17 protein-coding genes are annotated in these 21,874 nt (G+C 39.5%); 14 read left to right on the forward strand and 3 right to left on the reverse strand.

Translation table 11 applies throughout. The features are described from left to right. Positions 1-33: 33 nt before the first annotated feature. Positions 34-2,148, reverse strand: a complete 2,115-nt coding sequence (locus NBC122_RS09830) for a type IA DNA topoisomerase (protein WP_133440202.1) — start codon at positions 2,146-2,148, stop codon at positions 34-36. 421 nt (positions 2,149-2,569) lie between these two features. Next, positions 2,570-3,475 (reverse strand): M23 family metallopeptidase, encoded by a 906-nt coding sequence (locus NBC122_RS09835; RefSeq protein WP_133440203.1) that lies wholly within the window; start codon positions 3,473-3,475, stop codon positions 2,570-2,572. Between the two features lie 207 nt (positions 3,476-3,682). On the opposite strand from NBC122_RS09835, the gene NBC122_RS09840 reads away from it, so the two are divergent. The 9 genes from NBC122_RS09840 (at position 3,683) to NBC122_RS14380 (ending at position 12,564) form a co-directional block, all read left to right on the forward strand. Next, positions 3,683-4,705, forward strand: coding sequence for an NAD(P)H-dependent glycerol-3-phosphate dehydrogenase (locus NBC122_RS09840; RefSeq protein ID WP_133440204.1), 1,023 nt, complete (start codon positions 3,683-3,685; stop codon positions 4,703-4,705). Next, the gene (gene trhA, locus NBC122_RS09845; RefSeq protein ID WP_133440205.1) at positions 4,705-5,373 is read left to right on the forward strand and encodes a PAQR family membrane homeostasis protein TrhA; all 669 of its coding nucleotides are present in this window, start codon (positions 4,705-4,707) and stop codon (positions 5,371-5,373) included. Before NBC122_RS09840 ends, trhA begins: the two co-directional genes overlap by 1 nt. 288 nt (positions 5,374-5,661) lie before the next feature. Further along, positions 5,662-7,167 (forward strand): malate dehydrogenase (quinone), encoded by a 1,506-nt coding sequence (mqo, locus tag NBC122_RS09850; RefSeq protein WP_133440206.1) that lies wholly within the window; start codon positions 5,662-5,664, stop codon positions 7,165-7,167. Between the two features lie 38 nt (positions 7,168-7,205). Then, positions 7,206-7,595 carry a hypothetical protein gene (locus tag NBC122_RS09855; protein ID WP_133440207.1) on the forward strand — a complete coding sequence of 130 codons (390 nt, stop codon included), beginning with the start codon at positions 7,206-7,208 and terminating at the stop codon, positions 7,593-7,595. Between the two features lies 1 nt (position 7,596). Next, positions 7,597-8,073 (forward strand): hypothetical protein, encoded by a 477-nt coding sequence (locus tag NBC122_RS09860; protein WP_133440208.1) that lies wholly within the window; start codon positions 7,597-7,599, stop codon positions 8,071-8,073. Beyond that, entirely contained in the window at positions 8,070-8,687 is a 618-nt protein-coding gene (locus NBC122_RS09865; protein ID WP_246012333.1) for a DUF1684 domain-containing protein, read from the forward strand. The genes NBC122_RS09860 and NBC122_RS09865 overlap by 4 nt, the downstream gene beginning before the upstream one ends. A gap of 80 nt (positions 8,688-8,767) precedes the next feature. Then, complete coding sequence (locus tag NBC122_RS09870) at positions 8,768-9,577, forward strand: glucose 1-dehydrogenase (protein WP_133440209.1); 810 nt, start codon at positions 8,768-8,770, stop codon at positions 9,575-9,577. A gap of 148 nt (positions 9,578-9,725) precedes the next feature. Further along, a complete protein-coding gene (locus tag NBC122_RS09875; protein WP_133440210.1) occupies positions 9,726-12,401 on the forward strand; it encodes an MGH1-like glycoside hydrolase domain-containing protein in 2,676 nt (891 codons plus the stop codon). Positions 12,402-12,423: 22 nt separating this feature from the next. Next, the gene (locus NBC122_RS14380; protein WP_165983209.1) at positions 12,424-12,564 is read left to right on the forward strand and encodes a hypothetical protein; all 141 of its coding nucleotides are present in this window, start codon (positions 12,424-12,426) and stop codon (positions 12,562-12,564) included. Positions 12,565-13,212: 648 nt separating this feature from the next. Here NBC122_RS14380 and mtaB read toward each other — a convergent pair. Further along, complete coding sequence (gene mtaB, locus NBC122_RS09880) at positions 13,213-14,562, reverse strand: tRNA (N(6)-L-threonylcarbamoyladenosine(37)-C(2))-methylthiotransferase MtaB (RefSeq protein WP_133440211.1); 1,350 nt, start codon at positions 14,560-14,562, stop codon at positions 13,213-13,215. Positions 14,563-14,987: 425 nt separating this feature from the next. On the opposite strand from mtaB, the gene NBC122_RS09885 reads away from it, so the two are divergent. The 5 genes from NBC122_RS09885 to NBC122_RS14615 all read left to right on the forward strand — a co-directional run bounded on the left by NBC122_RS09885 (position 14,988) and on the right by NBC122_RS14615 (position 21,464). Then, the gene (locus tag NBC122_RS09885; protein WP_133440212.1) at positions 14,988-16,769 is read left to right on the forward strand and encodes a DEAD/DEAH box helicase; all 1,782 of its coding nucleotides are present in this window, start codon (positions 14,988-14,990) and stop codon (positions 16,767-16,769) included. A gap of 206 nt (positions 16,770-16,975) precedes the next feature. After that, positions 16,976-17,614 carry a DUF47 domain-containing protein gene (locus NBC122_RS09890; protein WP_133440213.1) on the forward strand — a complete coding sequence of 213 codons (639 nt, stop codon included), beginning with the start codon at positions 16,976-16,978 and terminating at the stop codon, positions 17,612-17,614. 30 nt (positions 17,615-17,644) lie between these two features. Beyond that, positions 17,645-18,787 (forward strand): inorganic phosphate transporter, encoded by a 1,143-nt coding sequence (locus tag NBC122_RS09895; RefSeq protein WP_133440214.1) that lies wholly within the window; start codon positions 17,645-17,647, stop codon positions 18,785-18,787. A 370-nt stretch (positions 18,788-19,157) separates the two neighbouring features. Next, positions 19,158-20,687, forward strand: coding sequence for a tRNA uridine-5-carboxymethylaminomethyl(34) synthesis GTPase MnmE (mnmE, locus tag NBC122_RS09900; protein WP_133440215.1), 1,530 nt, complete (start codon positions 19,158-19,160; stop codon positions 20,685-20,687). A 306-nt stretch (positions 20,688-20,993) separates the two neighbouring features. Beyond that, on the forward strand, positions 20,994-21,464 hold the full coding sequence (locus tag NBC122_RS14615; RefSeq protein WP_246012335.1) for a site-specific integrase: 471 nt from the start codon (positions 20,994-20,996) through the stop codon (positions 21,462-21,464). Positions 21,465-21,874: the final 410 nt, after the last annotated feature.

A 21,874-nucleotide genomic window follows, 5' to 3' on the forward strand; every position in this document is an offset into this window, starting at 1 on the left:
TAGGAAGATGCTTCGGCGGGAAAGAATGGAATGCTATTCGGTCTGCAACCCGACGGTCCCCGATTCTGTGAGGCGCAGAATGCCTTCCGTTAACCTTTCGGGATGTTCTGTAAATCCTTTAAGTTTACTCGATTTCCCTTTAATGATAATATCCTGAATCTGTTTTTCGGTGAGTTTCTTTCCGAACACGATAAATGGAAGTTTGAAACCACAGCTTTTATAACTGGAACAGCCGATGGCGGTTTTACCTTTCATCAGTTTGTTTTCCCCGCATTTCGGACAATCGGTTTCTTCCCAGATAATGGCAACCGTTTTTCGCGGCGTGGGGTCTTTCTTTTCTTTGGGCTGCACTTCCTGTTGAAAGGAAATTACTTTTGCCTTTTCATTGATGACTTTTCGGGTGAGATCGGTCACCATTGCAATCAGTTCCTCTTTAAACTGACTGGCTTCATATTCGCCGCGCTCTATTTTACGGAGTTTAAATTCCCATTCTCCCGTTAATTCAGGGCTTTTTAACAGTTCATCCTGGATCGTATCGATCAGTTCGACGCCGGTGGAAGTGGCGAAGATGTTTTTCTTTTTCCGCTCGATGTATTTTCTTCGGAAAAGTGTTTCGATAATATTCGCCCGGGTAGAAGGTCTTCCGATTCCGTTGTTTTTCATCATTTCGCGCAGTTCTTCATCATCCACCTGTTTTCCGGCGGTTTCCATGGCGCGGAGTAAGGTTGCTTCTGTATACGCTTTTGGCGGACTTGTTTTTCCCTGATGGATGAATGGTTTGTGCGGTCCTTTTTCCCCGGCTTTAAATTCGGGAATCAATTGTTCTTCCTCTTTTTCTTTTTTCTCGGTATCGTCTTTTTCTTTACTGTAAACTTCGCGCCAGCCCAGTTCCAGAATTTGTCTGCCGGTTGTTTTAAAGGGAATGGTGCCAACCTGGCCTTCCACCAAAGTATTTGAGATTTTACATTCGGGGTAAAAAACGGCGATAAACCGTTTCGCGACCAAATCATAAATCAACTTTTCTTCTCTGCTTAAACTGGAAGAAGGCGGGATTTCGGTCGGAATAATCGCGTGGTGATCAGTCACTTTGGTATCATCAAAAACAGTTTTAGATTTGGGAATCGGCTGGGCTAAAAGCGGAGCGGTTAATTCCCGGTAAAAATTCATGCTCTGAAGAATAGCCGGTATCTGCGGATGCAGACTTTCGGAAAGGTAAGTGGTATCCACACGCGGATAGGTCGTATGTTTCTTTTCGTATAAACTCTGAATATATTTCAACGTATTCTCCGCAGAAAAACCAAATTTACGGTTGGCTTCCACCTGTAAAGCCGTCAAATCAAAGAGTCTTGGATTTTTCTCTTTACCTTCTTTAATTTCAAAAGAGATGATTTCGAAAAGATTCTGTTTCAGGTATTCCAGCCCTTTTTCGGCTTTTTCTTTCGTTTTTAAACGGTCGATGGCCGCATTGAAAATGACGTCGCGGTATTTGGTTTTCAGTTCCCAGTATTCTTCGGTATTGAAGGCGTCAATTTCTTTTTGTCGCTGAACGATCATGGCGAGAGTAGGGGTTTGAACCCGTCCAATGGAAAGAACACTTTTGTTGCCGCCAAATTTTCGGGTGAACAAACGGGTGGCGTTGATTCCCAAAAGCCAGTCACCAATAGCGCGTGCATTCCCGGCCTGATAGAGGTTATGATAGTCTTCCGAAGGTTTCAGGTTGGCAAATCCTTCTTTAATGGCCACTTCGGTCAGTGAAGAAATCCAAAGTCTTTTGATGGGCTTTTTGCATTTCGCTTTGTGCAGAACCCAGCGCTGTATCACCTCACCTTCCTGCCCGGCATCCCCGCAATTGATGACTTCTTCGCAATCAGCAACTAGTTTTTCAATGATTTTAAACTGTTTTTCAACCCCCGGGTTTTCTATTAATTTTATCCCGAAAGGCTCCGGAATGATGGGAAGGAAAATAAGGTTCCACGATTTAAGATGCGGACTGTAATCATGCGGTTCTTTGAGGGTACAAAGATGACCAAACGTCCAGGTTACCCAATAACCGTTGCCTTCGAAGTATCCCTGTTTGGGTTGGTCGGCTCCCAAAACTTTGGCAATATCCCGGGCAACACTTGGCTTTTCAGCAATACATAATTTCATAGTTCAGCTTCATTTTTTGGGCGACTGCAAATTTCAGTAATTTTTTCTAAACTATGGGTTCAAACCTGGGAAAAGAAATTCTTTCTGATTTCAAAAAAGGGTTTAGAAAACCGAAAGCTTAATGGTGGCCTTTAAACTGTAATTTTAACACCAACGCCAGGAATGTTTTTACAAAAGCGCGTCTGTTTAAATTTGTTTTAAAAACTGCAAGAATCAAAAAAGCGATAATCTTTTTTTAAGTTTTTCAAATGAACTAACAATTGTATTTACATTTCCAGAGAAAATCTTAATAATTTTAATTTTTTAACACCAATAACACGAACAATAATAGTTGTCTGTAAAAGCAGGTAATCTTTAAGTATTCCCACCAAAAAAACGCTCCCGAAAAATTCAGGAGCGTCAGTATTTTTAAATGAGTGGATTACAGATTCATAAAAAATTTCGGATTGACCGGCGTGTTGTTTTTGTGAACTTCGTAATGAAGATGAGGTCCGGTGGAACGGCCTGTATTGCCGGATTTTGCGATTACATCATTTACCGTTACCACATCATTTGCTTTGACCAGTATTTTAGAAAGATGGCCGTAGAGGGTATCCAGACCATTTCCGTGCGAGATAATGACACAGTTTCCGTAGCCGCTTTTTTCGCCGGCAAAAATTACTTTTCCTGAGGCCGCGCTCCGCACGTCGGAACCGTGAGCCACCGCAATGTCAAGCCCTTTATGGAATTTCATCTGGTCTTTTTCGGAGGGGGCGTTATTTTTCTCGGCTAATGGTTGGTTTGGATTGGGAACGATCATTTTTTTAGTCACATTTCCTACGCTGTCTTTTACTTCGATGTACTGTGGTTCAGCTTTTACGGAATGCACGGACGCCAACATCACCGTTTTTTCCGGGAACGGATTTTTTCTTTTTCCAAATTGTGAGGAAATGTAGCCGTCGGTAGGGATTCCCAAAGGAACCTGTTGTAATTTCTTCTGCAAATCCACCAGATACTGGCTGTACCGGTTGGTTTGTTTTGCCAGATAAACCGTATTGGAAATACTGTCTTTTGCGAGCATCTCTATTTTACCGTCAGATAAATTCTTTGCGGCCAAAAAGGAATTCAGTTCCCGGATGGTGTGGTCAACTAAAGTCAGGTTGTTCTTTAACTCCAGGTAATCGATGCTGTCTTTTTCAGTTTTAACCGGTACTAAATTGACCTGGTACGATTTATCGTCTTTTTCCGAATAGAGCTTTCCGATAAAGAGAGCCTGTCCGAAAATGACCAATACCAGGACTCCGAGGATTAAACTGATGTTTTTTTTACTGCTTATAAAATTCTTCATTATTAAACACTTAGTTGTCAAAAAATTGAGACTGCAAATTTATAAAATATTTTTAAAAGCTGTTTTTCTTGCGGGCACTGTGCCGGATGATTTTGTTCAGTTTATTACAAAACAATTGTTTGTCCTATTTCAGAAACCTTTAATATCTTTGTGCGGAAGATTCCCGTTTGTTCAGAACTTCTGAACAGCACCAAAGTTTTTTTAATTATGACAAAAAAGAAAGCCCCAAAATCGCAGACTCAGAACATTCCCGTTGGAGTAGTAGGAAGTGGTAGTTTTGCAACCGCAATCGTGAAAATGTTGGTCGAAAACAGCAAACTGGTTCACTGGTGTGTGCGGAATGAATATGTAAAAGGGGCTATTGAGCAACGCGGTCATAATCCCAATTACTTAACCTCGGTTTCTTTTGATCAAAAAAATCTGAAGGTCACTACCGATATCAATGAATTGGTTTCAGCGTGTGAAGTAGTGGTTCTGGCAACGCCGTCCATTTATCTTTCAGATGCAATGGATAAAATGACCTGCGATTACGGGGATAAAATTTTTGTTTCTGCGATTAAAGGAATTGTTCCCAAGGTAAATGATGTTGTGGCGCATTACCTTCGTGATGAATTTAAAATAGGCTTCCGCAATCAGGCGGTAATTGCCGGTCCCTGTCACGCGGAGGAAGTAGCTATGGAAAGGCTTTCATACCTTACCATTGCAGTTGCGGAAGAGGAGGTTGCCGATAAATTATTTTCTCTGTTTTCTTCTGACTTTATCAATGTTCATTGCAGCAGAGATATTTTAGGGAATGAATACAGTGCGATTCTGAAAAATATTTATGCAGTGGGAGCCGGCATTTCAAGTGGTTTGGGATACGGCGATAACTTTACGGCTGTTTTTGTTTCTAATGCGGTAAGGGAAATGGAGATTTTCCTTGAAGCGGTGTATGAAGTTCCACGGGATGTGAATGAGAGCGCTTATCTCGGTGATTTACTGGTAACGGCATACTCGCTGTTTTCCCGTAACCGGAATTTAGGAAATCTCATCGGAAAAGGGTACACGGTAAAATCGGCCATTCAGTCGATGAACATGATTGCCGAAGGATATTACGCAGCTGATTCAGTGTATCATACGGCAAAAAGCAAACAACTGAAAACACCGATTGTCGATACCATTTACGGTATTTTATACAAAGAGAAAAACGCCGAAACTGAATTTAAAAAATTAACCTTACTCTTAAATTAGTGAAAACCAAGACTAAATATGCCGTTCATACCTATTCAGTTTTAGAAGAGCGGTTTAATATTTGGTCTCATTTTATCGGTTTGCTCCTGAGTGTCGTGGCTTTCATTTTATTGCTGTTTCGCGCAATGGATTTAGGAAGTAAAAGGGCGCTCATCAGTTTTTCGATCTTTGGTCTGAGCATGATTATTCTTTATCTGGCTTCTACATTATATCACTCCTCCAAAAATCCTAAAAGAAGATTCCTGCTTAATATCTTCGATCACGCCGCGATTTATGTTTTAATTGCAGGAACTTATTCGCCGTTCGCTTTGGTCTCGCTGAATGGCCACGAGGGGTATACGCTTTTTGCGGTCGTTTGGGGAATTGCTCTATTTGGCGTCATTTTTAAAATTTTCTTTACAGGAAGATTTACCGTTTTATCCACTGCTCTTTACGTCGGAATGGGCTGGTTGATTATTTTCAGTTTTGACAGTCTGCTGTATCATCTGGATTTCCGGGGATTGGTTTGGTTGCTCTCTGGCGGCATTTCCTATACCATTGGCGCGGCTTTGTACAGCATTCACCGGATAAAATTCAATCACGCCATTTTTCACCTGTTCGTTTTATTAGGAACGTTCTGTCATTTTATGTCGGTGTATTTTTATGTAATTCCTGTGTCCGGGAAGTAAGATGTTGTTTGTTTTCATCTAAGATCCTTTTTAAATTTGTTTAAAAACAGAAATTTTATTTTTCCCCGACCTGGGCAATTAATTTTGATGAATTTTAATCGGACTCTTAAAACAAGACAGTAGCATTTCAGTGCGGATTCAGCAGATTATTCTGAATTTTAACTGATCAAATTCAGGCGGGCGGTTATCCTACTTTTTTATAAATATCGGTTTAAGGAATTTTTAACAGCTTTTGTTTGAGCTAAAACAAAACTTTTACCGAAATTCGTTATCTTAAAATAGAATGATATGCCTACATCAGCCAATTATAAAGCCCTTCAATCCCATTACGACGTTGTTTTAATCGGCGGAGGAATTATGAGTGCCACACTCGGAACCATGCTTCATGAACTTGATCCCAACCTGAAAATTGTGATTTTTGAAAGACTCGGCCGCTTTGCCCGGGAAAGTTCAGCTGCGTGGAATAATGCAGGAACAGGACATTCTGCTTTCTGTGAACTCAATTATACGCCGGAGAACGAAGAGGGTTCCATCGATATTTCCAAAGCTGAAAGTATTGCCGAACAGTTCGAAATTTCGAAACAGTTCTGGTCATATTTACTTTCTAAAAAATATATTGACCGGCCAAAAGACTTTATTAATTCCTGTCCGCACATGAGTTTGGTTTTCGGCAAGGAAGATGTCGAGTTTTTAAGAAAGCGTCATGAAAAAATGATTCAGTCTGAATTATTTAAAGGAATGGAATTTACCACAAACCACGACAAACTGCGCCAATGGATTCCTTTAATTATGGCCAAAAGAAAAGATAACGAAGTTCTTGCAGCCACGAAAATGGATTTGGGAACCGATGTCAATTTCGGAACATTAACCCGGAAAATGGGACGGTTTTTAGCAGAAGATTCCCAGACCGATGTTTATTTATACCATGATGTGAAAGATATTGATCCTTTGTCTGACGGAAAATGGTCGGTGAAAGTCAAAGACCGGATGCATTATAAATTGAGCGATGTCACCGCCGATTTTGTATTTATCGGTGCCGGAGGTTACGCCCTTCCGCTGCTCGAAAGTTCCGATATTCCCGAAAGTGAAGGCTATGGCGGATTCCCGGTTTCCGGCCAGTGGCTGGTTACCCATAACCCGGAATTAATCGCAAAGCACCAGGCAAAAGTCTACACCAAGGCCGGTGTGGATGCTCCGCCAATGAGTGTTCCCCATTTGGATCTGCGAATTATTGACGGAGAAAAAGCGCTGCTCTTTGGACCGTTTGCCGGATTCTCTACCAAGTTTTTGAAGGAAGGAAGCTACCTGGATTTACCGGAAAGTGTCAATCAAAAAAATATCAAATCCCTGTTTGGCGCATGGTGGCATAATCTGCCGTTGACGAAATATCTCGTACAGCAGGTCGCGATGACCAAAGTACAGCGCATGCAGCATTTAAGAGAGTTTGTAAAAGATGCGAAAGCAGAAGACTGGGAATTGAAAATTGCGGGACAAAGAGTTCAGATCATTAAAAAAAGTGAAGAAGAAGGCGGTAAATTAGAATTCGGGACAGAAGTCGTTGTGAATAAAAGCGGAACGATCGCCTCCCTGCTTGGTGCTTCTCCCGGGGCTTCTACGGCAGCATTTGCAATGCTTCAGGTCTTAGAGAAATGTTTTCCTGAAAAAGTGCAAAATGAATGGAAAGAAAAATTAACAGAAATGATTCCGACCTATGGACAGAAATTGGCAGATAATCCCGAACTTATCAAAAATATAAGAAAGTATAGCAAAGAAATACTCGAACTCGATAATTAGCAATTACTCATTTTCCATTACCCATTGCTTATTTAAAAATGACAACCATTACCAAACCCAAAATTTCACCGGAACTGCTGGCAGCACTTCAGCCCAAAGTAGAACTGGAAAAGCAGGTCATCGTACACTGCTGTTTTCCGGCGACTCCTTTTTTGGATATGCTGATCCGTATCTGGCCATCTACCTTTCTGATTGATGAGAGCTTGGGACATAAAAGCACTTTGATTCACCACGAGAATATTTCTCTTTTTCCTTACTGGACAGAAGTCCCACCCATGAAAGATTATTGGTTTACCCTGGTTTTTTCCGGATTGCCAAAAGCGTGTACTAATTTTGATTTAAAAGAAGAAATTCCGGAAGAAGGTGGATTCTGGATCAAAAATATTAAAAGAAATAAAACCGATATTTATAAAGTAAAAATTAATTAGAATGAAGAAAATCTATTTCCTGTGGATGATTCCCTTTTTGCTGGGAAGTTGCAACTCGCGATATGACGTAGTTTCAGTAAATAAAATGAACAAAGAAAGAAAACAGATTGCCCAGGATTTTGTTGAAACCTATTTTAAAAAATGTGAAAATAAAGACTATTCTGCATTTGAAGGATTTAACATTTCGAAAAAGTTCCAGGCAAAGTTGTCCCCGGATTCCCTAAAAAGATCCTGCAATTACCTTTATTATAAAAATGGAAAAGTAACGGTAGAAAAGTTGGTTTCTGCCCATACTACAAAGTCGCCCAAAGATTTCATGGATGTTTTAAATTTTAAATTAAAGACGGAAAAATCTACAGAACCGGTTTATCTGCACCTCGGAATGTACCGGGATCAGAATTATATCGAAATGCCTTTTTACGTTTCTGCAGACGAAAGTTACTACGAAACCATCAGAAAAAAATACTACAAGAAATGAAAAATTTCTTCATTCTAATGATGGGTTTTCTGCTGACCTCCTGCGTTTCAAACATTCAGGAAAAGGAGTTTTCTGATGTTGAAAAGTTTCAGACAGAGTTGAACGCAGAATATTTAAACCCAAAGGAAACTCCCTTGAGGGGAAGTAATTTTACCAATTTCAAAAAGCATCCTTTCTTTCCTGTTGATTTAAAGTACCGCGTTTCTGCAAAATTCATCAAAACTGAAAATCCAGTAGCTTTTGAACTTCCCACGTCTTCAGGAAAAACCAGAACCTATCGGGAATTCGGCAAAGCGACATTTGTTTTAGATGGTCAGGAATTAACTTTAACGCTTTATCAAAACTTAGCATTAATAAAGACGAAAAAATACAAAGACTATCTTTTTCTTCCCTTCCGGGATTTGACTAACAGCAAAGAAACCTATGGTGGCGGGAAATACATGGATTTGAAAATCCCGAAAAACGATGTCATTATTTTAGATTTCAACAAATCCTACCAACCCTATTGTGCGTATAACGCTTTCGATTACAACTGCCCGATTGTTCCGGCGGAGAATTTTTTACCGGTCAGAATTGAAGCAGGCGTTAGGTATGAAGATGTTTATCACCATTAAAATATCGGGCAAGTCTGGCGGCGCGGCGTAATTTGGCTCGATAGTTTCTATTCTTTATTTTTTAATATTAAACTTATGCTATGGAAGTTTCTCTTAAAAATCAAGTCGCCATAATCACCGGTTCTTCCAGCGGAATCGGAGCCGGGATTGCCCAGTCGATGGCAGCATCAGGCGCTACGGTTGTCATTAATTATCCCTCAGAAGGTTCTCTGGAAAAAGCCAGTGCCATTCTGAAAAAAATCACCAATAATGGGGGAAATGGAATCGTTTATCAATGCGATGTTTCCAAAGAAGACGAGGTTGTAAAAATGTTTCAGGAGGTTGTAGAACAATTAGGTACCGTTGATATTTTAGTTAACAATGCCGGAATTCAAAAAGATGCGAAGTTTACCGAAATGAATTTGGATCAATGGAATGCCGTGATTGGGGTTAATTTAACCGGTCAGTTTTTATGCGCCCGGGAAGCCGTGAAAGAATTTCTCAGAAGAGGAATTGATCCCTCCCGTTCGGTCGCCTGCGGAAAAATCATTCATATTTCATCCGTACACGAAATTATTCCCTGGGCTGGCCATGCCAATTACGCGTCGAGTAAAGGGGCGATCAGGATGTTGATGCAGACTTTGGCGCAGGAGTATGGCGCAGATAAAATCCGCGTGAACTCCATTTGTCCGGGCGCAATTCAGACTTCCATTAATAAAGATGCCTGGCAAACGCCGGAGGAATTGAATTCTTTGCTCAAACTGGTTCCCTATAACAGAATTGGTCAGCCTCAGGATATTGGGAATCTGGCGGTATTTCTGGCGAGCGATCTGGCAGATTATATTACAGGAACCAGTATCTTTATCGATGGAGGAATGACCACGTTCGAATCTTTCTCAACGGGCGGATAAATTTTCCTTTTTTTAAGGATTGTAAAAAATTTTCAAATTTTTTATAAGGTGGTTTTGATCATCAGTAAAACTGCCTTTCTCACTGCATAATCATTGTTTCCGATGGAAGAATTTCTACATAACCATTGGCTTTAAAACTTAAAACAGGATGACTGAAGAAAATAAAAGACTCCCCGATATTGCCTGGAAAAAATGGGGTCCGTACGTCAGCAATCGCGAATGGGGAGTGGTTCGCGAGGATTACAGTGCCGATGGTGATGCCTGGAATTACACCAGCCACGATACTGCCGAAGCAAAAACTTACCGCTGGGGCGAAGAGGGAATTTGCGGAATTTCTGATGATAAACAGCTGCTCGTTTTCTCCTTAGGTCTCTGGAACAAAAAAGACAGCAGGATCAAAGAGCGGCTGTTCGGCTTATCCAACAGCCAGGGAAATCATGGGGAAGATGTGAAGGAATATTACTATTATCTGGACAATACGCCCACGCATTCTTACATGAAGATGTTGTATAAATATCCTCAAAACGCTTTTCCTTATGAAGATTTAATCCTTAAAAATGAACAGGCCGGAAAAGAAAATCCGGAATATGAACTCATCGATACCGGGATTTTTGACCGGAATGAATATTTTGATATTTTTATTGAATACGCCAAATCTTCTCCCGAAGATATGCTTATCAAAATTACGGTGACCAATAAATCGTCGAAAGACGCTCCTTTGATTCTTCTGCCCACCATCTGGTTCAGGAATACCTGGAGTTGGGGTTACGATGATTACCGGCCTCATTTAAACGCGGTAAATTCGGATCAGATTGCAGTTAATCATAAAGAATTAACCATAAAAAACATCTACGCTAAACAAACTTCTGACGTTCTTTTCTGCAATAATGAAACCAATTATAAGCGGTTATTTCAGTCTATAAATGCCGGAAAATATTGCAAAGACGGCATCAATGATTTCATTATTAATGGAAATGAAAACGCCATTAATAATGAAAAAAATGGCACCAAGGCCTCTTTCTTTATCGATGAAACAATCCCGGCAAATTCGACACAGGTTTTTGAATTCCGGTTATGCGACCGGGATCTTGACCAGCCGTTTGCAGATTTTGATGTAATTTTTTCACAGCGGAAAACAGAAGCCGATGATTTTTATAAAGAGGTACAGAAGGGCGTAAAAACCGATGATGAAAAATTGGTACAGCGGCAGGCGTTCGCGGGAATGTTGTGGAGCAAACAGTTTTACCATTACAATATTGAAAAATGGTTAGAAGGTGATCCTGCTGAAATCCCGCCCCCGAAATCCCGAAGACATATCCGCAATGAAAACTGGGAGAATTTTAATTCTCTGAATATCATTTCGATGCCCGACAAATGGGAATATCCGTGGTTTGCGACCTGGGATCTGGCCTTTCATACTTTGAGTTTTTCTATTATCGATGCTGATTTTGCCAAACAGCAGTTGAAACTGTTGACCCTCGAATGGTTTATGCATCCGAACGGTCAGTTGCCGGCATATGAATGGGATTTCAGCGATGTCAATCCGCCGGTTCATGCCTGGGCAGCTTTCAGGGTTTTTAAAATTGATGAAGTCCTCAAAGGAAAACCTGACCTGGAATTTCTGGAAGGGGTTTTTCAGAAACTGTTAATGACCTTCACTTGGTGGGTCAACAAAAAAGACAATAATGGAAATAATATTTTCGAAGGCGGCTTCCTGGGTTTAGACAATATCGGAATTTTCGACCGAAATGAAACCCTGCCGTATGGGGAGAATTTAGAACAGGCCGACGGTACCAGCTGGATGGCGATGTTCTCACTGAATATGATGAGAATCGCCATGGAACTGGCTTTGTATAATAAAGTATATGAAGATATGGCCACCAAATTCTTTGAACATTTTTTAAGTATTGCCAATGCACTCGACAATATGGGAGAAAATGATTTTTCGCTGTGGGATGATCAGGACGAGTTTTTTTATGACGCGCTGCAGTTGAAAGACTGTACCAATATGTTTATGCGGATCCGTACCATCGTAGGTTTGATTCCCATGTTTGCCGTAGAGGTCATCGATGAAGAAATGCTCGATAGATTACCCGCTTTCAAAGAAAGAATGGACTGGGTCTTGAAAAACAAACCGAAGTTGGCTGCCCTCGTTTCCCACTGGCAGGTGAAAGGCGACGATTCCAAACATTTACTTTCTTTACTGAGAGGCCACCGGCTGAAAAAACTGCTCGAAAGAATGCTGAATGAAAAAGAATTTCTGAGCGATTATGGCGTGCGGGCTTTATCAAAGGAATATAAAGAACATCCGTTTCATATTAATTTAGACGGAACCGATTATACCGTGAAATATCTCCCGGCAGAAAGTGACAGCGATATGTTTGGCGGCAACAGCAATTGGCGGGGACCCATTTGGTTTCCCATTAATTTTTTAATTATTGAAAGCCTGCAGCGCTTCTTCTTTTATTACAGTCCCGATTTTAAAGTAGAATGCCCGACCGGCAGCGGAAATTACCTGAATTTAGATGAGATTGCAGATTTTCTGGGAAAACGGTTGGCTGCGATTTTTTTAATGGATGAAAACGGGAAACGTCCTTTTAACAGACAATATCCGAGATTTCAGGAAGATCCAGACTTCAAGGATTACATTTTGTTTTATGAATATTTTCATGGTGATAACGGCCGTGGAGTAGGAGCATCGCACCAAACCGGCTGGACGGGCTTAATCGCAAAAATTCTGCAGCCACGGTTTTCTAAAATTCCGATGGAAAAAGTGCAGACGGAAATGCCTGATCAATCTGGTGTAAAAATTGATGCTCCATAAGGGAATCTTTAACTTAAAAATCATGGAACCAACTGATAAAAATAAACCCGCACCCATCGTAATCATTGCAATCGCTGTGATTGTCCTGATGATTATTTTCTATTTTATTCTCCTCATGTATTTCCCGAATATGTTCGAAAGTTTAGATATGGGAAAAAAATAAACCTGAAGAAATAAATGATGGATGTTTCAGAGCCTGTCTCAATTTGCTTAAAAAAAGAAATTTTCTTTTTCCCCAACCGTAAAGGATAGAAAAGAAATGAAGAGAAATTAAGATTTTCTTAGGGATTACTGCGCAGATCTTCCTGAACTTTTTTGCAGCGTAAAAACTTCAGGACAACTGTTGACTTTATGACTATGCGGTTTAAAAAATAATTCACACCATCTTTTGCCACCTTTTGAATAACGAATTAAGATAAAGCTTTGCCTCTTTTGCGGTTTTAAAAAAACTAGTATGCCCGTTTATTTTTAAACATTAAGACATGAAGAGAAATTAAGATTTTGTCCGGGATTACTGCGCAGATCTTCCTGAACTTTTTTGCAGCATAAAAACTTAAGAACAACTGTTGACTTTGTGACTATGTGGTTGGAAAAATAATTCACACCACCTTTTGCCACCTTTTGAAAAATAAATTAAGATAAAGCTTTTGGCTCTTTTGCGGTTTTAAAAAAAAACTAATATGCCTGTTTATTTTAAATTAAGAAATGAAGAGAAATTAAGATTTTATTCAGAGATTGGAAATGAATGATAGCATTAAAACTTAAACAGACTCTAAGTTTTAGAGTCTGTTTAAATTTAGTTAAGCTACATTTATATTTTTGCCAGAAATTCCTCAAAAGCCGGAAATACAGAAACAGTTCCATCAGCCAATATTGTTTTGAGCTTTAAAATTTCTATTTGATTGATGGAATTTTCATCGAACGGCTTTTGCACGCGGACATAATTTTCGGTGAAACCGAACATGATTCCGTTTTTATTTTCATGCTCCCAAAGGACAGGAAGTGTTTTTCCAAGCTGGGTTTCGTAGAAAGCCATTTTCTTTTTCTCTGAAAGAATTCTCAGCATTTTATTTCTTCGCTTTCTTTCAGGAATTGGAATAACACCTTCCATTTCTGCAGCTTCTGTATTTTCTCTTTCTGAATAGGTAAAGACGTGGAGATAAGAAATAGGTAATTCATTCAGGAAATTATAAGTTTCCAGGAATTTTTCCTCTGTTTCTCCGGGGAATCCTACGATGACATCAACTCCAATACAGGAATCGGGCATCACCTGGCGGATTTTAGCCACCCGGTTAGTGTAGATCCCCGTCAGGTACCGGCGTTTCATTTTCTTTAATAAATCATCGCTTCCACTCTGTAAAGGAATATGGAAATGAGGCACAAAACGCTTGCTTTTCGCCACCAGTTCTATGCTTTCGTCTTTCAATAAATTCGGTTCAATGGATGAAATACGGATTCTTTCAATGCCTTCCACCTGATCTAATTCTGAAATTAAATCCAGAAAAGTATGTTCATGTTTTTTGTTTCCAAATTCACCTTTTCCATAATCGCCAATATTCACACCAGTTAAAACGATTTCGCGAATTCCTTTTTGGGCGATTTCAGTGGCATTTTTTACGACATTTTCTATGGTATCGGAGCGGGAAATTCCTCTGGCCAAAGGAATCGTGCAATAGGTACATTTGTAATCGCAGCCATCCTGTACTTTCAAAAAAGCGCGGGTTCGGTCGCCAATCGAATAACTTCCGATGAAGAAATCAGCTTCATCAATTTCGCAGGAATGAATGATTCCGTGGTTTTCTGATTTCTGCAAATCATCCAGGTAACTCAAAATATTGAATTTTTCCCTGGCTCCTAAGACCAAATCAACGCCTTCAATTGCAGAAATTTCTTCCGGTTTCAATTGAGCATAACATCCTAAAATAACGACCAAACCATCGGGATTGGCTTTCATAGCACGCTTTACATGAAACTTGCATTCGCGGTCTGCATTTTCGGTCACCGAACAGGTATTGATGATGTAGACGTTGGCGGGCTCATCGAAATTGACTTTCTGGTAACCGGCACCAGTAAGCTGACGGGCAATGGTTGAGGTTTCTGCAAAATTGAGTTTGCAACCTAAAGTATGAAAAGCGGCGGTTTTTAAGTGTAAGTGTTCCATAATTGAATGGTGCAAATTTAAAGATTATTTTTTTTGCAGGAAGGTAATTGGTGAGAACTTGGTTTTTGAGTGATTGGGTTTTGAGTTTTTTGAGTTTTTGAGTGGTGATGTGGTGAATGGTGATTTGATGTTGTGATCAGGCGGATGTAAAAATAAGACGGTATGTTTTCAAAGCTGGGCAGTCTTGTGTAATTTGTGAGGGGGTTTTTGGTTTAAATTAGAAAAGAATCCAATATTTTTTAAAACGGATTGAGGGATTGAGCAATTGAATTCAGATTTTTGTTGAGCGGAAAGACTTTATTATAAGGAGTTTAGTGGATCAAAATTGGACAAAGTAATTATTAACAATAATTTAATAAACCATCGATATAATTATGATAAATAAAAAACGTATCTTTGCAGCCAATTTATAGACGATCTTTTACATGAATTTATTTACGGAGACCAATTTAAGCCCTGAAATCTTGAAGGCAATTGGCGAAATGGGCTTTATTAGCCCAACAGAAATCCAAAAACAGACTATTCCTTTTATCTCTACAGATACACGCGATCTAATCGCACTTGCGCAGACGGGAACAGGCAAAACAGCAGCGTTTACGCTTCCGATTTTGGATATGATTGACGACGGGAGTCGCAAAATCCAATTATTGGTGCTTTGTCCAACCAGAGAACTTTGTTTGCAGATTACCAAAGACATTATTAATTATTCGAAATACATGCGGAACATCAAAACTACAGCAGTTTATGGTGGAAGCAGTATCAGTGATCAAATCAGATCGCTACGGGACAAACCACAGATTATTGTGGGGACGCCAGGTAGGGTGATTGACCTGATCAACAGAAAAGCCCTTGATTTCTCTGAAATCCAGTGGTTGGTGCTTGATGAAGCTGATGAAATGTTATCAATGGGTTTCAAAGATGACTTGGCAACTATTTTGAACGAAACACCGGAAACCAAACAGACTTTCTTATTCTCGGCAACGATGAATAGAGAGGTGGAAAGAATTTCTAAAAACTATTTAACGAATCCTCACCGAATTGTGGTGGGCTCTTTAAATGAGGTTAAGAAAAATATCAAACACGAATATTACGTGGTAGGGTACAGAAATAAAAAAGAAGCTTTGAAAAGACTGATCGATGCAAATCCAAATCAGTATTCGATTCTTTTCTGCAGAACCCGTATGGAAACTCAGGAAGTCGCTGACTTCTTGATGCAGAACGGTTACGCGGCAGATGCACTTCACGGTGATTTATCTCAGGCGCAACGGGATACGGTGATGAAAAAATTCCGTTTGAAAAACATCGATATCCTGGTTGCAACCGATGTAGCCGCGAGAGGATTAGATGTAGACTCACTGACCCACGTGATTCACTTCTCTTTACCTGATGATCCTGAAGTATTTGTTCACCGTAGCGGTAGAACAGGTCGTGCCGGAAAAGACGGTATTTCAATTGCATTGATTAAACCGGAGGAATCCAGAAAGTTAAAGCAGATCAAACAATCTACCAAGATTGAAATTATTGAGAAGAAAATTCCGACCGGTAAAAAAATTATCGAAGCACAGGTTGCCGGCGTATTTGAAAAATTATTTACAGAACACGAAAATCTAGTTGAATTCGACAATGAATTGATTCCGGATTTATCAGCCTTTACCAAAGAAGAACTGGTACACCAGTTATTGCAGTTGCAGTTGAGAGACATGGCGCTTTATTATAAAGATAAAGACGATTTGGTGGATCAGAAATTCAACAGCGATGACCGTGGCGGTGACCGTGGTAGAGATCGCGGCAGAGACCGTGACGGAAGAGGCCGAGACCGTGACAGAGGAGACAGAAGAGATAGCGGAAACCGTTTCAGCAATAACCGTGATGGAGGAAGCAGAGATGGTGGAAACCGCGATTCCAGAGATAGAGACGGAGGAAACAGAGGCGAGTCCCGAGACAGAAAACCGAGAAGAAACGATGGAGATATGGTAAGGTTTTTCTTTAACTTAGGAAAACGGGACAACCTGAAAAAAATTGACATGCTTGAAATCATCAACAAGTCAACTGAAAAATCAAGAAAAAGACCAGATATTGGTAATATCGAAATCTTGGAAAAATTCTCTTTCTTTGAAGTAGAAAAATCATTTAAAGACGAAGTTCTTAAAGGATTAGAAACTCAGAAGTTTAAAGGAAAAGATATGAGAGCAGAAGAATCTAACTAATTTTTCTTTCTTATTCAATACAAAACAGTTTCATTATCATTAATGGGACTGTTTTTTTTTTGATTAACGTTTGTGGCCTGTTGATTGATGGAGTTGCTTTCTTTTGTTAGGAACTATTTCACAATGTTAATAAAGATTAATATTAAAATGAAAAACTTATCAGTCTTTTTCGGAAATTTGCAGCACTAATTATTAAATGAATTATAATGGGAATCGGAAATATTTTTAAAATGTTCCAGCCGAAAGACAAAGTGTTTTTTGTACTGTTTGAAAAAGTTGCTGAAGAACTGGTAGCGATGTCAAAAGAATTTCACGAAAGTTTACTCGATTTTGATATCAATGATGATACCATGTTGCAGCACATGAGTGATTACGAACACCGGATGGATGATCTCACTCATGAGATTTTCGTGCAGCTGGGAGAAAATTTTATCACTCCCTTTGACAGAGAAGACATCAGTCATTTGGCCAGTGGTTTAGATGATATTGCTGACTTTATGTATGCTTCTGCTAAATATATTTATTTATACAAAGCACCACTGGATCCTGCTTACACCGAGTTTACACTGTTGATTTACAAATCATGTCTCGAAGTTCAGCTTGCCCTTAAAAACCTGAACGATTTCAAAGATCCGAAAGCCGTTAAAGAATCCTGTATTAAAATTAACTCTTTCGAGAATATTGCCGATGACGTTTTAAGCCAGGCGATCGTAAAATTGTTTGAGACCAACGATGCATTATTGATTATTAAAGTAAAATCAGTTTTGGAATATCTGGAAACAGTGACTGACAAAGCAGAAGATGTAGCCAACACGATTGACAGTATTTTGATTAAATACGCCTAATCTATTCCCTAATTTACTATAAACAAAAGAATGGATTTACCGATTCTACTCATCATCATCATTGCATTAGCACTGATTTTTGACTATATCAACGGATTTCATGATGCCGCGAACTCTATCGCGACCATCGTTTCAACAAAAGTTTTAACTCCTTTCCAGGCAGTTCTTTGGGCTGCCGTCTGGAATTTTGCAGCCTTTTTCCTTGCTGCCTATGTAATCGGCGAATTTAAGATCGGGAATACCATCGCCAAATCAGTGAATACCGATTTCATTAATCTGGAAGTCATCTTTGCCGGTTTGGTTGCAGCGATCGCCTGGAATTTATTGACCTGGTGGTTTGGGATTCCTTCTTCATCATCGCATACCCTGATCGGTGGATTTTTAGGAGCAGCTTTAATGCATGCTTTGGTGACTGACTATCATCTTATCGCGTTGGCACAGCCCAACCTGGATGTCTTTGATAAGCTGATTCTATCCTTTAAGCAACTCTTTACACAAGACATTGTCAGGTATGATAAAGTGATTCCGATCTTTTTATTCATTTTCTTGGCGCCATTGATAGGTTCTGCGATATCCATTTTGATCACCCTGTTTATCGTCAATGTCTCCAAAAGATCCAGTCCCCGTAAAGCGGATAATGTCTTCAAGAAACTACAGTTGGTTTCTTCCGCCTTATTCAGTTTAGGACATGGTACGAACGATGCACAGAAAGTAATGGGAATTATCGGAGCAGCCGTTATTTTTCATCACACGCATACCTTACAGGATCCTGTTTACCTGGCTTTAGACAGTACCCACCAGTTCAACTATTTTGTAGAACATTATTTCTGGGTTCCTTTTACTTCATTTTTAATGATTGCTTTAGGAACAATGAGTGGGGGTTGGAAGATTGTAAAAACCATGGGTACCCGAATTACGAAAGTAACGCCCCTGGAAGGAGTTGCCGCTGAAACGGCCGGAGCAATAACGCTTTTCATTTCAGAACATTTCGGGATTCCGGTTTCTACCACGCACACCATTACCGGTGCGATTATCGGGGTAGGCGTTACCAAAAGGGTTTCTGCAGTTCGCTGGGGAATCACGGTAAGTTTGCTTTGGGCCTGGATTTTAACCATTCCAATTTCAGCCTTCGTGGCAGGACTTACGTACCTGATCGTGGTCTTTTTAAAATAATCAGGACTTTTTATAAAATTAGAGCCATTTCGAAAGAGATGGCTTTTTTTGTGGAACAAGTCGATAACAACGCAGTGATGGAGTGATTGGGTGATTGGTTTTTTGAGTGAGTGATAAATATTAAAGTTTGCAGATGATTTCGAATAATTGAAAATCAGCCAATTGTATTTCTTTAACAAACGAAGAGTCTTTGTCTCTCTTTAGTTGAATGTAGTTTTTAGTTCATTTAATTTAATCTTGCGATGCAAGACAAAGTTTAAAATGTTTTATTGTGTTTATCTTTTTGTACCGCATGTAACTTTTTAATAGGGTGACCTGGACAATTGACACCATGTCCTGAAAAATAGGAATAATTCCGTAATTTTGCCGTATGAATCAAGATACGATCTGTGCGATTGCGACCGCAAATGGAGTAGGCGCTTTGGGAATTATCCGCCTTTCCGGAGGGGAAGCCGTGAAAATTGCGCAAAAAACTTTTAAAGGAAAAAATCTGGAAGAAGTACCGTCGCATACGGTGCATTACGGCTATATAGTGGATGGAAATAGCCAGGAGGCAAAAGGAAAGAACAAAGATGAAAGAACAAAGATAATAGAGGACAGACCGGAGACGGAAGATGTTGAGCAATTCACCATTCAGAATGAATCGTCCGTCACCCAATACCCGACATCCAGCGATACCGAAGAAATTATCGATGAAGTGATGGTTTCTGTTTTCCGCGCACCCAAAACCTTTACGATGGAAGATGTGGTGGAAATATCTTTTCACGGCTCGCCGCATATTGCAAAGAAAATTCTGGAAGTTTTGGTAAAACACGGCGCCAGGTTGGCGAAAGCAGGTGAGTTTACCATGCGGGCTTTTATGAACGGCAGAATCGATTTGGCACAGGCTGAATCCATCGCTGATCTGATCGCGTCGGAAAATGAAGCCTCGCGGAAAGTGGCTTTGAATCAGCTTAAAGGAGGAATTACAAGTGAGATCTCCATCTTGAGAAATGACTTGCTGAATTTTACTTCGCTCATCGAACTGGAACTGGATTTCGGGGAAGAAGATGTAGAATTTGCAGACCGTACCGCCATGAATAAACTGCTGCAGAATCTTCGGCATAAACTGGGCGCTTTAATTGAAAGTTTCCAGTACGGAAATGCGCTGAAAAATGGAGTAGAAGTGGCCATCATCGGGAAACCGAATGCGGGAAAATCCACACTTTTGAATGCTTTGCTGAAAGAGGAAAGAGCCATTGTGTCGGAAATTGCAGGAACGACCCGCGATACCATCGAAGAAGTGATTCATCTGAAAGGAACGGCTTTCCGTTTTGTGGATACCGCCGGACTTCGGGAAACGACGGATGTTATTGAGAAAATTGGGGTGACGAAAGCGAAGGAGAAAATTGCCTCCGCGAAAGTGCTTTTGTATCTCTACGATGAGCAGGATTCTACGCCTGAAGAAGTGATTGCGTTTGTAAAGGAATTTCACCGCGAGGATTTAAAAATTGTATTGGTGCATAATAAAGTGGATTTGACGAACGACGAAATTCCAAACGAATTTGACTCGACCTTAAATCTGGAATTGTTTCCGGACTATTGTGATGAGTTATTAAGGATTTCCGCACGGGATCAAACCGGAATTGAAGCCGTAAAAACAGTCCTGATCGATTATGTAGAAAATTTAAAAGACCAGGAAAGCAATGTGATCATCACCAATCAAAGACATTACGACGCGTTGCGGAAATCTCTGCAGTCTGTCCTTCAGGTAGAGGATGCAGTAAGTTCCGGAATTCACACCGAACTCTTGGCGTATGAACTGAGAAACGCTTTGGAGCAGTTGGGCGAGATCTCCGGTGAGTTCACAAATGACGAAGTATTGGGGAATATTTTTTCAAAATTCTGTATCGGAAAGTAAATTGCTTTTCTTTTGGTTTCTTTTGTGTTTTTTTGTTTGATTTACAGTAGTTTATGTGAATTTTATTTTCTCTTGTTAGCGTTTATTTTATATATTTGTACATCCCTCACTAGAAGTTATTTACCACTCTCTCAAAATTCCTTATTTCAATAAATTTAAAGCAGCTTTAGGAAATGCTTTTGATGAAGGTTATCTTACAGTCAATTATGCTGCAAAAATAAAATCATTTGAGCAAGTTGAAATCCAGAGGGAATACTTGATATTTGAGGAATTACAATCTCTAGCAAAAGCAGAATGTAATATCCAGTGCTAAAAAAAGCATTTTTATTTTCTTGCTTATCGGGATTACGCAGGTCAGATATTAATACTTTGACTTGGTCAGAAGTTCCTGATGAAGGTGAGTTTTCTAAAGTCAATTTTAGGCAAGAGAAAACAGGTGGAGTTGAGTATTTGTATATCTCTGCACAAGCCATAGAACTTCTTGGAGAACGGCAGGATCCTCAGGATCTAGTTTTCAGAGGGTTGAAATATGGGATGACTTACAACACTGAAATTATTCGTTGGTGTAATCGCGCGGCAGTTCCTAAACATATTACTTTTCACTCCGCACGGTATACCAATGCAGTTTTGTTATTAGAAAACGGAGCAGATATTTACACTGTTTCTAAGAGGCTTGATCATCGAGAATTGAGAACAACTCAAATTTATGCAAAGATCGTGGATTCAAAAATGAAAGAGGCGGCTGAGGTTATTTCAGAATTATATATTGAAATGTAGATGATAATTTTTTTTGTGTTGCAATTCAAATCCTAATTTTTGACTCTTAAACTTTTCATTAAAGCGAATTTAAATTCAGAGTAATAGTTTTTAATCTTATTTGATAGTGTTTATATTGTAAATGATTGATTGCATTGCGTATATGGTTTTTGATGTTGACTTTTGTTTAAATTAATTAAACGAAACAAATGGAAAAGAATGAGGTTATTCTGCACAAACTTAACCGAAGTGAAAAGCATATTTTCGCTCTCAAAGCTATTCTTAATGTTAGGATTTTTAAAATCCTATATCTATAAACTCATACATGAGAATTTAATTCCCTTTTCAAAACCTAATAGAAAATTCTTTTTTTGATAGGAAGAAAATAGATGAGTTTCTGCGTCAGAATGCAAATAAATCGAAAGAAGAAA

Source organism: Chryseobacterium salivictor, from assembly GCF_004359195.1.
In the GTDB taxonomy this organism is placed as follows: Bacteria; Bacteroidota; Bacteroidia; order Flavobacteriales; family Weeksellaceae; genus Kaistella; species Kaistella salivictor.